Here is a 14,927-nt window from a genome sequence, read left to right as displayed (position 1 = left end):
AGGCATAACGATAATCTGAGCCTCCCCCATGGAGGCTTTCTTTCACGAAGAGGCAACGATGGCGACCAAATTCACTCTACAGCCAAAACCAACTTTCAAGGCCAACGTCTCGATCCCGCGCGCCGGTGATGAGGATGGTTTGCTGACATTCACGTTCAATCATAAGTCGCTCAAAGAGCTGGCTGACCTGGAAAAACTCGAAGGCAAAACCGCCACTGATTTTCTGATAGAAATCATTGCTGGCTGGGCACTTCCTGATGCGTTCAACGCGGAAAACCTGTCGGTGCTGCTGGAAAACTATCCGGCGGCGATGAAAGCTATCCCTGAAACCTACTATCGCGAGCTGATGGGGCAGCGCGAAAAAAACTAATAGCGGTTGCCTCTGCGTTCTATACGCCTGAACCCACTGCGGCAGACCTGGCGCCTTACGGGCTTACGCCGGATGACTACGACGATCAATACATCGACGTCTGGCCGGACATCTGGCCTTCATTCCTGGTGTTTCAGGCTGTCAGCACGCAGTGGCGGGCGGGAATGGGTGGGGCGACCGGGCTGGACTATAACGTATTGCCGTGGGTTATGCGTCTTCACGGCGTAGAGGACGAGGCAGCCGCGCTTTCAGATATCCGTGTAATGGAGCAAGCCGCGCTAAAAATCATGCATAAAGAGGGCGCAAAATGAGCAACGATATCGCTACGATCTCGCTACGCGTGAATACCAGCGAGCTGGAGCGCGGCAATCAGGCGCTGGATCAATTTCAGAACACCGCGACCGCGGCAGCCGGTAAAGCGGATGACCTTAACAGTGTTTTTCGTACTGGCGTTGATCACCAGAAAAAAAACACCGAAAGCCTGAAGCAACAGCGCCAGGAATTACAAAACCTGCTGAATAAAATCAGCCCGGTAAACAAAGCTCTGGATGAGCTGGATAACATCCAGGAAAGCCTTTCGAAATTTCGGGGTAAAGGGCTGGTGGATGACGAAGATTTCACGCGCTACAACAGCGTTCTTGAAACGACCAGGACGAAACTTGCCCAGGTAATGGAGGCGGAAACCGAAGAGGGCCGGGCGAGACTTGAGCAGGCGCAGGCGGCACAAAAAGCGCAGGCGGCTAACAAGAACTTTATTGATACTCTTGGAACGCAGGTTTCAACCTTCAGAGCCACTAAAGCGGATCTGGCTGAATATCGGGCTGCCCAGATGGGACTATCCGAACAGGCAGCGCCATTAATTGCTCAACTGCGAGAGCAAGAGCGAGCCGTACAGAGTGAGGCTAATCAGCGCAGGATTGCCGCCAGCCAGTCCAGAGCGATGAAAAAGGCCATTGCGGAAATGGAGGCCGCTGAAAGGGCAGAAGCAGCAGAATTAAATCGGTCTAAAAATATTCGTGATTCGTTTATTTCGTCCCTTAACGAACAGGCAGCGGCCATCGGAAAAACCCGCGCCGAGATCCTCGAATTAAAAGCCGCTGAATTGGGTGTTTCACAGCAGGTGGCACCGATGATCGCACAGTTGAAAGCTCAGGAAGGAGCGTGGAAGAACGGAGCGATTAGCGCGGGGCAATATCGTAATGCCATGCGATATTTACCAATGCAGATCACCGATATTGTCACCTCCCTGGCATCCGGTATGCCTGTCTACATGGTAGCTATTCAGCAGGGCGGGCAACTGCGCGATTCATTTGGCGGCGTAGGCAGCGCCATGAAGGCCATGTTATCGCTGGTAACACCTGCCCGCGTGGCTCTCGGTGGTCTGGCTGGTGCCGTTCTCCTGGCGGCGAAAGCCGGTACTGATTATTTCAATACCTACGACGAAATAAACAAAGCCATTATTCGAACCGGCAACATCGCCGGGACTTCAGCGCTTCAGGTAATTGCGGCCTCTGAATCCATATCAGCATCCACTGGCGCGACGGTGGGAACCGTTCAGGGAATAATGACTGAACTTATCGGGATCGGTTCGCTGACTGAACAGCAGATTGAGAAGGCGGCAAAGGCAACCTCTATGGCCGTTCAAACTGGTATTGTTTCGGCGCAGGACATTGCCAAAGCTTACAAGGATATTGAAAAAGACCCTGTCAAAGCTTTGCAGAGCCTGAATGAGCAATATAATTTTCTGACGGTTTCCCAGCTCAAGCATATTGACGATCTGGTTAAGCAGAAGGATCAGACCGGCGCAGTCACACAGGCTATAGAGTTATTTGGCGATACAATGGAGACGAGAGGAAAGCAGGCTTATGACTCTCTAACGCCGTTTGGGCGTCTGTGGCTGTCTGTTAAAGATTGGGCCTCTGAGGCAATGCAGAACATCGGCCAGTGGGTGGCGGAGCTTGCATCTAACACGATGAGGGAATTTAACGCGATTTATTACAGTATCGCGATCGTATTCCAGAAACTTAACCAGGTGATTTCCTTATCCATCGCCAAAGCTATCGACCTCATTCCGGATTTTGCCAAAACCGACACTATGAAGAAGTGGCAAAAATACAATGAGGATATGGCCGTGGCTTATGGTGATAGCGTCTCCCAGCTCAAAAAAGACTGGGATGCTGCCAACGTTAGCGCCGGGAAATATCTGGACAGCACCCGAAAAATTACAGCGACCGTAACCACCCAAAAGGACAGGTTAGGAGTTGCGGAGTTCGGGAAAAAGACCCCAAAAGGAAAACAGGCCACAGTCTCTGCAGGCGATCGAACCACTGACGCAGCACAGGCTGAATTGCTGGCACTCCAGGCGCAGCTGGTGGCGCTTAAGGCGCATAAAAGCGTCAATGACACGATAAGTCAGCAGCGCAAAAATTTGTGGACTACAGAGGCCAAATTCCAGGTACTGGAAGAGGCATCCCGCACCCGCACTCTATCGAAGCAGGAAAAATCACTGCTTGCGAGTAAAGACCAGGTTTTGCAGCTGGCGCGGCAAAAGGCGCTTTTGGGCGATCAGATTACCGCCCAGGAGCAGCTAAATAAACGCATGGACACCTCGCAGAAATATGTCACACAAATGGCAGAGAAGCAGGCAGCATTAGTTGCCAGCGCTGGCATAAGCGATCGCCTGGCTCAGCGCGAGCTGGCAAGGAGCCAATTGGCAGCCGGTTGGATAAATGCTGGTGGGAAACTTGCTGATGAGAGATATAAAAATCAGCTCAAGGCCGCGAATGACTACTACGACGCAGAGGATCGTCTCCGTGGTAGCTGGGAGGCTGGTGTAAAAAAAGGGTGGGCTGAATTTGAGGACAACGCGACAAACGTTTATTCACAGATCCAGACAATAACCAGCAATGCTTTTACAGGGATGGCAAGCAGCCTTACGGACTTCTTCACGACCGGCAAAGCGAATTTTTCTGACTTCCTGACTACCTTTCTCAAGGGAACGGCTCAAATGCTCGTCCAGTTGGCGATGGTAAACAGCATGAAATCCGCCTTTGGTGGAACCGGTATCGGCGCGATATTTGGACTTTCAGGCGGAGGTCTGATGCCGGAGTTCGATGTGGGTGGTTACACAGGGGACGGCGGCAAATACCAACCAAAAGGGATTGTTCATGGTGGGGAATTTGTATTCACGAAAGAAGCAACGAGCGCGTTGGGTGTTGGCAACCTCTACGCTTTGATGCGAAACGCCCAAGGGTATGCAAACGGTGGTTACGTTGGAACCGCACCTATGTATGGGTTACAGGGGGGAGGGGCGGCTATAAATGTTAATGTTGGTGGCGTTGTGATTCAGGGGGCTCAACAGCAGACGACAAACACCAGTTCATCCAACAATGTTGATATAATGAAGCAGCTTAAACCGGCAATAGTGAAAGTTGTGTCTGAGCAGGCACAGCGACCGGGTACGCCTCTGTGGAATGCAATAAAAGGAACGCGATGAATATGAGATTTCAAGTTGATGATATCACCCCGTTTGACAATGAAAATGGTAAGAGCACGATTGCAAAGGTTAGCGTTTATCGAAGCGAAGAAAGTGCATTTGCCGACTTGGTTGTACATGCGCAGATCCCGTTAAATTGGGAATCAAGCCTTTCTGAGGTTAAGCAACAATTGATTGATGAAGCTAAATCGGTCCTCCGAAAAACTATTGATAATTTGTAACGGTTAGCACGTTATTGGCCTACTCAGGTGGGCTTTTGTCTATGGCGTAGATTTGAGCAAGATCTTTTAATCAGCCGAAACCTCGGCCAATCTCCTGAGAAGTCAGGCTATCTCAAACCCGCTTAACTGCGGGTTTTGTCATTGCTCAATCCCTGATAGGATTCAGCCATCTATTACTGATGGAATAGGGATATGAAGAAAATACTTCTTGTGGTTTTGGGTGCTGTAATGCTTGCTGGATGCAATCCCAGTCCAGACAAAGCTATTGCGCTTGCTAAAGATGAAATATCATCGGATATGAAAGATCCGGAAAGTTCTAAGTTTAGAGAGTTACGTTTCATTAAAGCGGGTGAGAAAGAAGACGGCACCATTGAAGGATATGTATGTGGAGAAATTAAATAGCTGCGTCTAATACCGCTACACTTCCCATTTTTTGACCTATGGTAGCCACGTAAGAGTAAACACATCAAGCTGGACGTAATGCCACTTAGCGGAGGTGGCCGCCCCAATCCCTTGCTCCGCAAGGGCTAGCAAAAAGTGGAGCACTATTCCGCGCAGCTATTTAACTCCAAAAATTCTTATGGGGCTTATGCGGGTTATACGCCTTTCTATATTTTTCTCAGCATGAAATCCAAGGGGATATTTTCTTCTGGGGTAACTTATACAGTCAACCGAAAGGTTATTTTTTCGAGCAAGACGGAGGCCGTAGCAGTTTCATTTAATGAGATGTGTCGGTAAATTTATCTATTGAGTTCATATAAATTCTTACTTAACCCGCTTCGGCGGGTTTTTTTATGCCCGGAGAAAGCATGGCAATCGAAACATTCACCTGGCGAACACAGATACAGGCGGGAATGGAAGGGGCGTTCAGCCTTAAAACGCGCTCTGCTACCTTTGGCGACGGCTATGAGCAGATCACCGGGGAAGGCATTAACCCTGAAAAGCAGTCTTGGCCTGTCACCCTGACGGGTAAAAAAGCGGACATGCTTCAGGCCCTGAAGTTCTTTCGTTCTCACGTCACAAAGTCATTCATCTGGGCATCGCCAATTGGTGAAACTGGGCTCTACCGGATTGAGGCTGAATCAATCAAGTCACAGCCCTTATCCAGCAACGTCATGACCATTTCCGCAACATTCAAACAGGCGTACGCACCATGATCACAGCAGACTATCAAAGCCTTGAGCCCTGCAATAAAGTCCGGCTTATCGAAGTTGATGGCTCTACGTTCGGCGTGGATCATGTACTGCGATTTCACGCGTACAACCTCCCACACACGGAAGAAGAAATTGCCGCCGCTGGAGGTGACGAATCAAAGCTGAAGGCGAAGAGTATTTGGTGGCAGGGAGAAGAGTATGGCGCATGGCCCTATGAAATCAGTGGCCTTGATGCTTCCACAGAGGGAAGTGGTTCCCAGCCTACGCTAACCGTGGGAAATATTGATAGCACCATCACGGCGTTGTGTCTGGCTTATGACGATATGCTGCAAGCTAAAGTCACGATCCATGACACTTTTGCGCATTATCTCGATGCCCGCAATTTCCCGGAAGGGAACCCAAAAGCCGATCCGCAACAGGTCAGAAAACGAGTTTTTTACATTGATAGCAAAAACAGCGAAATTCCGAGCGAAAGTATCGAATTCGTGCTCGATAGCCCGATGTCGTTACAGGGAAAGATGATCCCCACACGTCAACTTCATTCTCTGTGTACCTGGTGTATCCGGAATAAATATCGCACCGGCGATGGCTGCGACTATGCCGGAACCCGCTATTTCGATAAAAACAACAACCCGGTGAGCGACCCTTCTCTGGACGAATGCAATGGCACGCTGACGGCCTGCAAACTTCGGTTCGGTGAAGATAACGAGCTTTCGCATGGTGGGTTCCCGGGCACGTCTTTGATCAGGAGCTGATATGCGCCAGAAAACCATCTATGCGATTATGGCCCATGCTGCAGCTGAGTATCCTCGCGAGTGCTGCGGCGTGGTGGCGCAGAAAAGCCGTGTTGAACGATATTTTCCGTGCCGGAATCTTGCCGCGGAGCCGGAGGACAATTTTGTACTTTGCCCCGAAGACTATGCAGCTGCTGAGGACTGGGGGAAGGTCATAGCCATCGCTCACAGTCACCCTGATGCCTCGACGCAACCGAGCGAACTGGATAAAGCGCAATGTGATGCAACCCTTTTACCCTGGCATATCGTGAGCTGGCCGGAGGGGGATTTACGCACCATCCAGCCGCGTGGAGAACTGCCGCTGCTCGAGCGTCCGTTTGTGCTTGGTCACTTTGACTGCTGGGGGCTGGTGATGAGCTATTACTGGCAAACGCACGGAATCGAGCTTCACGATTACCGGGTCGATTATCCCTGGTGGGAAAACGACTGTCCGGACAACTTCTATCAGGATTGCTGGTATGAGTGCGGATTCCGGGAATTCGACGGCCCACCAAAACCAGGCGATATGGTGATCATGCAGGTTCAGGCTGATAAGTGGAATCATGCGGGGATTCTGCTGGAAGGCAATATGCTACTGCATCACCTTTATGGGCATTTGAGCCAGCGCGTGCCGTATGGGGGCTACTGGATGGAAAGAACCATGAAGATACTCAGACATAAAGCAATATCCGAACGTGGTTAAAATATAAGCGCAGCATTCAGAGGGCGCAAGATACTACAGCAATTTGTTAAGTGATGCATTGCATGCTTGATATGCTTTTTGTGCAAAAAGTGCTATTTATGCCTTTTTTGACAGTCCGAGCCGCGTCATAGGCCCAGCCTATCTCCTGAGATCGTGATATTACTTTACTAATAATCGAGGGGTAATTTCGCCGAATGCGTCGATAACTTGCAAAGTGACCATTGCGATCGTCGTCGAACGTGGGCCTATCTTGACGAAATGTTGATTGCTTAAAAGTTATAGCTAGCTATAGAATCACTGTAGAGTTCTGCTTTCATCAATGATTTAGAGGTTCTATATGTTTAGCGAAGAAAAAGTAGCTCAGATGGCTGCTTACCTGCTACTTAAGCGTGGCGGGCGCATGGCATATCTGAAGCTTATGAAGTTATTATACTTGGCCAATCGTGAGTCTATGATCCGCCATGGACGCATGATGGGTGAGGATCGCCTCTATTCAATGCCTCATGGCCCTGTGATGTCTACTACCTTGGATATAATCCGTGGCAGAGCTGAAACTGGCGGTGAATATTGGTATCGGCTGATACAAACAGCGGGACATGATGTCTGCCTGAGTGCTGATCCGCGAGAAATGGATGCCGATGAAGTTTTCGATGAATTGAGCCGGGCAGATGTCCGCATTCTCGATGAAATTTATGCCCAGTATGGTCACATGAATAGGTATGAATTGCGCGACATGACTCACCTGCGTGAGGTTTGTCCGGAATGGCATGACCCTCGCGGATCTAGAACCCCCATTGATGTGCGTGAAATTTTTTTGAATGAGGGTAAAACTCCTGAAGAAGCAGAAAATATTTTCAGGAGCATGTGCGAATCACAAGAGCTTAAGGAGTTTTCTTCTCAATTGTCATGAGCACATTTCAACCATATAAAAAAGGAACGGTTTTAGCTCCAAGCGGGCCATGCAATCATCTTCATGTGATTTGCAACGATCCTGTTTATTACCCAGTAAACGACTGTTACTGCATTTTGGTTGTTAATGTGTCCAGCATTAAGCCGGGCGTTCCTCATGATGATGCGTGCGTGCTTAACCCTGGCGACCATCGATTTATCCAGCATCCCAGTTATATAGTCTATGCCGAGGCGGTTATCTGGCGCGTCGATAATGTTGAAAGAAAGCATGCTGCCGGTGAAATAACGGCGCATGATGATATGCCAGAAGCCGCATTCGAAAGAGTACTCTCAGGATTCGATATTTCAGAACAAGCAAAACCAAAGCACATCAGGTTTAAAGATAAATATTGTACGAACCCGCCTCTCATAGATCAGCCTGAACCGACAGATGGTTTGACAGGCACATAACTTAAACCCGCCATCTGGCGGGTTTTTTGCTTTTTGCTACCTTACACACCCGCTTCGGCGGTTTTTTTTATGGAGAAAATATGGCCGCTTTACTCAATATGGAGCCTGTTCGAACCGTTAGGCTCTACGGTGTACTGGGTGCTACCTTCGGGCGCGAATATCGTTTATCAGTCGCATCACCGAAAGAGGCCATCCGTGCCCTGAGCGTTATCGTGCCGGGGTTTGAGCGTTTTCTGAATACCAGCAAACAGCGCGGCCTGACTTATGCCGTTTTCAGCGGCAAGCGTAACCTGAACAATGATGAACTCGTTATGGATCAGAGTTCAGCTGATATCCGAATAGCACCAATTATGGTCGGGAGTAAGCGGGGAGGTATCTTCCAGACCATCCTTGGCGTTGCACTTGTCGCTGCTGCAATCTGGATGCCAGGAGTAGGTATTGCGGCGAGCAACATCATGTTCCAGATCGGTGGGGCAATGGCCTTGGGCGGCATTGTGCAGATGCTCTCACCGCAGACAACCGGACTCGCCAGCAAGCAATCGGCGGACAACAAGGCCAGTTATGCCTTTGGTGGAGTCACAAATACGACAGCCCAAGGGAATCCGGTACCGCTCCTGTATGGTCGCCGGCGGATAGGCGGGGCGATTATTTCTGCCGGAATTTATGTCGAAGATCAGCAGTAGATAACAAACCTTTTTCAGGTCACCTTCGGGTGGCTTTTTTATGGGCGCAATATGGCTACAGAAAAAGTTTTAAAGGGCCGCAAGGGCGGCAGCTCCAGTTCCCGAACTCCTACCGAACAGCCTGATGATCTGCAGTCGGTAGCGAAGGCAAAAATACTCATTGCGCTGGGAGAGGGTGAATTTGCAGGGCAGATGACGGCGAAAGATATATACTTGGACGGAACGGCTCTGGAGAATGCTGACGGCTCCCAAAACTTCAGCGGCGTCACATGGGAATTTCGCGCGGGAACTCAGGCGCAAAAATATATTCAGGGCATACCCGGTACCGAAAACGAAATCAGCGTGGGAACTGAGGTATCGAGCGCTACAGCGTGGACGCGCACGTTTACCAATACGCAGCTTTCAGCAGTTCGCCTGCGTCTGAAATGGCCTTCGCTTTTCAAGCAGGAGGACGACGGCGATCTGGTCGGTTACTCGGTTAATTATGCGATTGACCTGCAGACGGACGGCGGCACATGGCAGACGGTACTCAATACCAGCGTGACCGGCAAAACGACTTCTGGTTACGAGCGCAGCCACCGTATCGATTTACCTCAGGCTGGCAGCACCTGGACAATCCGACTGCGTAAGATTACCTCTGATGCCAACAGCGCGAAGATCGGCGACACGATGATGCTGCAGAGCTTCACCGAGGTAATTGACGCCAAGTTACGCTATCCAAACACAGCGCTGCTCTATATCGAATTCGATTCCAGCCAGTTTAACGGCTCTATCCCGCAGATCTCCTGCGAGCCCCGCGGCCGCGTTATCCGCGTTCCAGATACTTACGCCCCCGAAACCCGCACTTATAGTGGTACGTGGACTGGGACATTTAAATGGGCCTGGACCGATAACCCTGCATGGATTTTCTACGACCTGGTGGTTAGCGACCGTTTCGGACTTGGGGATCGTCTTACAACGGCCAACATAGATAAATGGACGCTCTACCAGGTTGCACAGTATTGCGATCAAATGGTACCGGATGGCAAAGGCGGAAGTGGTACCGAACCACGTTATACCTGCAACGTGTACATTCAGGAACGCAACGACGCTTATACAGTCCTGCGTGATTTTGCTGCTATCTTCCGCGGGATGACCTACTGGGGCGACGACCAGATTGTGGCGCTGGCGGACATGCCGAGAGATGTTGATTTTACATACACGCATGCGAACGTTATTGATGGGCGCTTTACCTATTCCAGCAGCACTACAAAGAACCGTTATACCAATGCGCTGGTGTCCTGGTCAGATCCTGATAACGCTTATTCTGATGCGATGGAGCCTGTTTTTGAGCAGGCGCTGGTTGCGCGTTATGGGTTTAATCAACTTGAGATAACTGCGATCGGTTGTACCCGTCAGTCGGAAGCGAATCGGAAAGGGCGATGGGGGATCCTCACCAATAACAAAGATCGCGTTGTTACTTTCAATGTAGGGGAAGATGGCAACATTCCACAGCCCGGCTATGTAATCGCTGTAGCGGACCGAAATCTCTCCGGGCGCGACCTGGGCGGCCGTATCTCTGCGGTGAATGGTCGCGTGTTGACGCTGGACAGGGCGCCGGATGCTTCGGCAGCCGACAGGATGATTGTCAATCTTCCATCGGGTGTTTCACAGTCACGCACCATTCAGTCAATAACGGGCAATAAAGTGACCGTTACGATCGCTTACAGCGAAACACCTGTGGCTGAGGCTGTATGGGTCATTGAGTCTGATGAGCTCTACGCACAGCAGTATCGAGTTATTACGGTAACTGATAATAATGACGGCACGTTTACAATCGTCGGTGCAAATCACGATCCGGATAAATTCGATCGCATTGATACCGGAGCCATCATTGACCAGCGGCCGGTGAGCGTGATCCCGCTGGGCAACCAGTCGCCGCCTGAGAACATCGTGATCAGCTCGTTTTCCGTGGTGCAGCAAAATATCAGCGTCGAAACGATGCGCGTAAGCTGGGACCAGGCGCAGAACGCTATCGCCTATGAAGCGCAATGGCGCCGAAATGACGGGAACTGGGTTAACGTGCCGCGCAGCTCCACCACGTCATTCGACGTCCCGGGGATTTATGCCGGGCGCTACCTGTTGCGCGTGCGCGCAATCAATGCCGCAGAAATTTCATCCGGATGGGGCTATTCAGAAGAGAAAACGCTGACGGGTAAAGTGGGCAATCCACCGAAGCCGGTTGGCTTCATCGCCTCTGAAAATGTGGTATTCGGTATTGAGCTGAACTGGGGGTTCCCGGCGAATACCGACGACACGCTGAAGACGGAAATTCAGTACAGCCTGACCGGTACAGAAGACGATGCGATGCTGCTGGCCGATGTGCCTTACCCGCAGCGCAAATATCAGCAGATGGGCCTTAAGGCTGGGCAAATTTTCTGGTACCGCGCGCAGCTGGTGGACCGCAGCGGCAACGAATCAGGGTACACAGAATGGGTGCGGGGTCAGTCCAGCATCGATGTTTCCGACATCACAGACGTGATCCTGGAGGAAATTAAAGACTCCGATACGTTCAAAGACCTGATCGAGAACGCGGTGGACAGCAATGAAAAAATTGCTGATATGGTGAACGATATCAAACAGAACGCCGATGACCTTGAACAGCAGGCCCTGGCTATTCAGCAAAGTGCTGATGGCCTGGCGCAGGCTGAGGTGAAAATCGACGAGATATCGGTTTCGATGGACGGCATGGCGGGCGGGGTGAAGAACTCAGCCATTGCGATTATCCAGAACGGGCTGGCACAAGTTAGCGCTCGCCGTTCTCAGACGGCGACAAACGCAGGGAACAGCGCCAGCATTGACCGTATCGACACGACCATAGCCGACACCAGCTCGGCGGTTGCGCGCGCGCTCGTCACGCTGGATGCGTCAGTTGGTGGGAATATCTCCAACGCGACTGACCTCACCGAAACGCTGGCAGACTTCACTCAGGCGTCGGCCACTAAAATCAACACACTCACGGTGACCTCTGGAGAGAATACCGCAGCCATTACGGTAAACGCGAAGGCCGTGGCGGATGTGAACAATAACCTCAGCGCGATGTACAACATCAAGGTTGGTGTCTCCAGCAACGGGCAGTACTACGCCGCGGGAATGGGGATCGGCGTTGAGAATACGCCAAACGGCATGCAGTCGCAGGTTATCTTCCTGGCAGATCGCTTCGCCGTCACCACGCAGGCTGGCAGCACTGTGTCTCTTCCCTTTGTAATTCAGAACGGCCAGACCTTTATTCGTGACACATTCATTCAGGACGGAACAATCAGCAACGCGAAAATTGGTAGCTACATCCAGTCTTCAAACTACGTTGCTGGTTCTGCGGGCTGGCGCTGGGGTAAGGATGGAACGATGCAGAATTACGGGAGTGACAGTTCAGGTGCAATGAAGCAGACAAACGTAACAATCAGCATTAAGGACACGGCCCGGCTGCGTGTGCAAATTGGTAAAATTACGGGGACGTTCTGATGAGCTGGGGAATACAAACGTGGGATGCCAGCGGCAACCTCAATAACTATGGTCTGGTTCCGATAAGTGTGCTGGGCTTTTTCCCAGTCACAAACGGACAGCAGTCCGGTAGTGCAACGTACACAGTGCCGACTGGCTTTATTATGGAGGTGCTCCAGGTATGCGCTGATACAGCGTACACGACGAAGCGCAGAAAAATCACGGTATCAGGCGGTACAGTCACCCTCTCTGCCGCATCGTCAGATACAGATTTCGGTGCCGGAACTTTTCCGGCAATTGGCGGGTTTATAATTGCTTATCTGAGGGCGTCATAATGGCAGATTTATGGGGGGCGTTGCTGACGACAGACAACGGAGCCCCTTTTATCACTCCGCAGTCAATACCTCTGGCGCTGGTCAGTAAAAAGACTGCAACAATAGCAACGGCGTCGGGGGCAGTCACAACCATTACGCAGGAATTCACGTCCGGCAGACCCATTGTGCCTTTTGTCTGTACATCGGTGAACTGTGTTGTCAGTTATTCAGTCAGCGGGGCGACATGTTCTGTCAGAATAAGCAATCCGAGAGGGGCCGGGACAGCATATGTTTACTTTTTCACTATATTTGCTCAAACATTACCGGACTGGGGAATAGCAATCTGGGATGAAAATGGCGTCTGCATACTGACTAATGAAACCCGCGTGCTGACTGATATTGAAGCCGCAGGTACCAGCGGTAGTGACACAGCCAGTGGGTACAATATAAATATCACTAAAACAGGTAAATACGGAATCATTCCGGCAATATGCGGACTGGTTACAGGCGTAATAACCTCCGGTGGTACGCGTCCGTTTTCATCGCAGTTTCATTTTTCGGCGGTATGGAATGGTTCGAATACTGTACTGAATAACAGCTCAACCAATGGCCCGCCTCCCGTTGGAACCCTGAACGTTACCTACCACAATATGAGAAATCAGGTATATGCACTGAATCTTTCCAGTTACGATTGATCGTTTTCAGCGATCAATAACGCATAATTGATCTATCGAATCAATTATCCTCCTCATTTTCATATTGTTATCGTGTAACTTCGCGAATACCCTGGGATATGGACAATATGAAAAATATTATTCTTTGCCTGACGGCGGCAATATTGCTTTCCGGTTGCGCTGGCGTTCTTAAAGAGCAGCAGCCTGTTTGTACCGGAACAGCGATGGTCGGCGGGCAGGAAAGCACCGTTCAGATTTACGGCGTCCGTAAACAAAATAATCTGACGCAGTACCGTGCCGGATATCCATTTAACTGGACCTGGGTGAGTGCAGGCACGTTCACCAGCACCACCTGTCAGTAATCCATTCTGTTTCGAACACATACCTCGCTCCGGCGAGGTTTTTTATTGCCTGGAGAAAATATGCTTTATAACACTGGCACCATCGCCATCAACGGAAACACCGCAACGGGAACCGGAACCAACTGGACGGCACCGGCCAGCCAGGTTCGCGCTGGCCAGACGATTATCGTCATGTCTAACCCGGTACAGATGTTTCAGATTTCAAACGTTAACAGCGCCACGTCTCTGACAGTGACGCCTGCCGCTTCTCCGGCGCTGAGCGGACAGAAGTATGGAATCCTTGTGTCGGACATTATCTCGGTCGACGGGCTGGCGCAGGCGATGTCACAGCTCATCAAAGAGTATGACGAGAATATTGGCGCGTGGGAGACATTCGCTACTACCTCAGCAAACCAGATCATCACAGTAACGATCAATGGAACTTCCGGCAGCATTCCAGGTATCGGCAAATTGCTGCAGAAGGACACCAACGGAGCGCTGGCGGTTAAAGACGGTGGAACCGGGGCAACAACCAAGGAAGACGCTTGCACAAACCTTGGTTTAGGAAGTTCGGCTACGTTTGATATTCAGTCGGACATTCTGGATACCACTTCAGGCCGTGTATTGCGAAGTGGAGCATTTGGGTTAGGCACAACGCGAATGTTTACATCCCTGGTTACTGACCCAGGTGCAGCGATAGGTTACGGACTGGCTCAGGGAACGTCTTCCCCAACACCCGGCATGCCCCCCATTACGTCAAATAGTGCTCATGGTGTATTAACAATTCCCTATTCAACCCTGAAATTTGGCCTCGTATTTTCATATGGGGAAATGTATGTAGGAAATATTTCTGCCACACCTCAGTGGCGCAAAGTGTGGATGGAAGGAAATACTACCGTTGATACCAACGGCTTCATCAAGCGAGCATCTCCTGTAATAAAACTTTTTGGAAATGGTCAGGTTGAATGCAATGATGAGGCAGAGGGCGTAACTGCATCGAGAGTTGCAGAAGGGGTTTATTGCATCGAAGGGAGTTGCGGCCTTAACCCTGAAGGGTGGACTGTGGAGATCCCCCAGGATATCAATGGCAATTTCCTGTGTTTCGTCGATATCGCAACTGCTGATGATGGTATTTTGACTGTGTCAGTTTTCCGCCGACGTTTTGATGTTGAATCGGCAATGGTTGTTGCTGGTGGCTCGATGGATATTCCGGATGGTCGCTGGATTGATCTTCGCCTTGATATGCCAAAAAATAGTATCTGGAATACCAAACTTTTAGATTCTTCAGGTTCTATTACGGATACTACGGCAGAATAACTATCAGCGAATTTTTACGCCGCAGTTCGCCTCATGGTTTGA

At 50.5% G+C, this 14,927-nt stretch carries 15 protein-coding genes; all 15 read left to right on the top strand.

What is annotated here, in order from left to right:
• Positions 1-58 precede the first annotated feature (58 nt).
• A complete protein-coding gene (locus NL510_RS17040) occupies positions 59-370 on the top strand; it encodes a phage tail assembly chaperone (protein ID WP_253378488.1) in 312 nt (103 codons plus the stop codon).
• Entirely contained in the window at positions 370-681 is a 312-nt protein-coding gene (locus tag NL510_RS17035) for a DUF1799 domain-containing protein (protein WP_366518968.1), read from the top strand. Before NL510_RS17040 ends, NL510_RS17035 begins: the two co-directional genes overlap by 1 nt.
• On the top strand, positions 678-3,866 hold the full coding sequence (locus NL510_RS17030; protein WP_253378486.1) for a phage tail tape measure protein: 3,189 nt from the start codon (positions 678-680) through the stop codon (positions 3,864-3,866). Before NL510_RS17035 ends, NL510_RS17030 begins: the two co-directional genes overlap by 4 nt.
• The gene (locus NL510_RS17025; RefSeq protein WP_253378484.1) at positions 3,863-4,087 is read left to right on the top strand and encodes a hypothetical protein; all 225 of its coding nucleotides are present in this window, start codon (positions 3,863-3,865) and stop codon (positions 4,085-4,087) included. Before NL510_RS17030 ends, NL510_RS17025 begins: the two co-directional genes overlap by 4 nt.
• 192 nt (positions 4,088-4,279) lie before the next feature.
• Positions 4,280-4,489, top strand: a complete 210-nt coding sequence (locus NL510_RS17020) for a lipoprotein (protein WP_253378482.1) — start codon at positions 4,280-4,282, stop codon at positions 4,487-4,489.
• 407 nt (positions 4,490-4,896) lie between these two features.
• Positions 4,897-5,244: a phage tail protein gene (locus NL510_RS17015; protein ID WP_253378480.1), complete on the top strand. Its 348-nt coding sequence runs from the start codon at positions 4,897-4,899 to the stop codon at positions 5,242-5,244.
• The gene (locus tag NL510_RS17010; protein WP_253378478.1) at positions 5,241-5,996 is read left to right on the top strand and encodes a phage minor tail protein L; all 756 of its coding nucleotides are present in this window, start codon (positions 5,241-5,243) and stop codon (positions 5,994-5,996) included. Before NL510_RS17015 ends, NL510_RS17010 begins: the two co-directional genes overlap by 4 nt.
• Position 5,997: 1 nt before the next feature.
• Positions 5,998-6,717 carry a C40 family peptidase gene (locus NL510_RS17005; RefSeq protein WP_253378476.1) on the top strand — a complete coding sequence of 240 codons (720 nt, stop codon included), beginning with the start codon at positions 5,998-6,000 and terminating at the stop codon, positions 6,715-6,717.
• A 337-nt stretch (positions 6,718-7,054) separates the two neighbouring features.
• On the top strand, positions 7,055-7,627 hold the full coding sequence (locus NL510_RS17000; protein ID WP_253378474.1) for a Panacea domain-containing protein: 573 nt from the start codon (positions 7,055-7,057) through the stop codon (positions 7,625-7,627).
• Complete coding sequence (locus NL510_RS16995) at positions 7,624-8,076, top strand: hypothetical protein (protein ID WP_253378472.1); 453 nt, start codon at positions 7,624-7,626, stop codon at positions 8,074-8,076. The genes NL510_RS17000 and NL510_RS16995 overlap by 4 nt, the downstream gene beginning before the upstream one ends.
• Before the next feature lie 80 nt (positions 8,077-8,156).
• Positions 8,157-8,759, top strand: a complete 603-nt coding sequence (locus NL510_RS16990; protein ID WP_253378470.1) for a tail assembly protein — start codon at positions 8,157-8,159, stop codon at positions 8,757-8,759.
• 51 nt (positions 8,760-8,810) lie between these two features.
• On the top strand, positions 8,811-12,260 hold the full coding sequence (locus NL510_RS16985; protein ID WP_253378468.1) for a TipJ family phage tail tip protein: 3,450 nt from the start codon (positions 8,811-8,813) through the stop codon (positions 12,258-12,260).
• 313 nt (positions 12,261-12,573) lie between these two features.
• Positions 12,574-13,248, top strand: coding sequence for a hypothetical protein (locus NL510_RS16980; RefSeq protein ID WP_253378465.1), 675 nt, complete (start codon positions 12,574-12,576; stop codon positions 13,246-13,248).
• 107 nt (positions 13,249-13,355) lie between these two features.
• Positions 13,356-13,589 carry a phage exclusion lipoprotein Cor gene (cor, locus tag NL510_RS16975; protein ID WP_253378463.1) on the top strand — a complete coding sequence of 78 codons (234 nt, stop codon included), beginning with the start codon at positions 13,356-13,358 and terminating at the stop codon, positions 13,587-13,589.
• 60 nt (positions 13,590-13,649) lie between these two features.
• On the top strand, positions 13,650-14,885 hold the full coding sequence (locus NL510_RS16970; RefSeq protein ID WP_253378461.1) for a phage tail fiber protein: 1,236 nt from the start codon (positions 13,650-13,652) through the stop codon (positions 14,883-14,885).
• Positions 14,886-14,927: the final 42 nt, after the last annotated feature.

The organism is unidentified bacterial endosymbiont (assembly GCF_918797525.1).
Classification (GTDB): domain Bacteria; phylum Pseudomonadota; class Gammaproteobacteria; order Enterobacterales; family Enterobacteriaceae; genus Enterobacter.
This window is presented reverse-complemented; position numbering and strand designations above follow the sequence as displayed.

Bases quoted from the DNA above. Each gene is read 5' to 3' on its own strand.
- NL510_RS17000 (WP_253378474.1), top strand. From the start codon at position 7,055: ATGTTTAGCGAAGAAAAAGTAGCTCAGATGGCTGCTTACCTGCTACTT.
- NL510_RS17030 (WP_253378486.1), top strand. From the start codon at position 678: ATGAGCAACGATATCGCTACGATCTCGCTACGCGTGAATACCAGCGAG.
- NL510_RS17005 (WP_253378476.1), top strand. From the start codon at position 5,998: ATGCGCCAGAAAACCATCTATGCGATTATGGCCCATGCTGCAGCTGAG.
- NL510_RS16995 (WP_253378472.1), top strand. From the start codon at position 7,624: ATGAGCACATTTCAACCATATAAAAAAGGAACGGTTTTAGCTCCAAGC.
- NL510_RS16985 (WP_253378468.1), top strand. From the start codon at position 8,811: ATGGCTACAGAAAAAGTTTTAAAGGGCCGCAAGGGCGGCAGCTCCAGT.
- NL510_RS16980 (WP_253378465.1), top strand. From the start codon at position 12,574: ATGGCAGATTTATGGGGGGCGTTGCTGACGACAGACAACGGAGCCCCT.
- NL510_RS17040 (WP_253378488.1), top strand. From the start codon at position 59: ATGGCGACCAAATTCACTCTACAGCCAAAACCAACTTTCAAGGCCAAC.
- NL510_RS17010 (WP_253378478.1), top strand. From the start codon at position 5,241: ATGATCACAGCAGACTATCAAAGCCTTGAGCCCTGCAATAAAGTCCGG.
- NL510_RS17020 (WP_253378482.1), top strand. From the start codon at position 4,280: ATGAAGAAAATACTTCTTGTGGTTTTGGGTGCTGTAATGCTTGCTGGA.
- NL510_RS16970 (WP_253378461.1), top strand. From the start codon at position 13,650: ATGCTTTATAACACTGGCACCATCGCCATCAACGGAAACACCGCAACG.
- NL510_RS17025 (WP_253378484.1), top strand. From the start codon at position 3,863: ATGAATATGAGATTTCAAGTTGATGATATCACCCCGTTTGACAATGAA.
- cor (WP_253378463.1), top strand. From the start codon at position 13,356: ATGAAAAATATTATTCTTTGCCTGACGGCGGCAATATTGCTTTCCGGT.
- NL510_RS17015 (WP_253378480.1), top strand. From the start codon at position 4,897: ATGGCAATCGAAACATTCACCTGGCGAACACAGATACAGGCGGGAATG.
- NL510_RS16990 (WP_253378470.1), top strand. From the start codon at position 8,157: ATGGCCGCTTTACTCAATATGGAGCCTGTTCGAACCGTTAGGCTCTAC.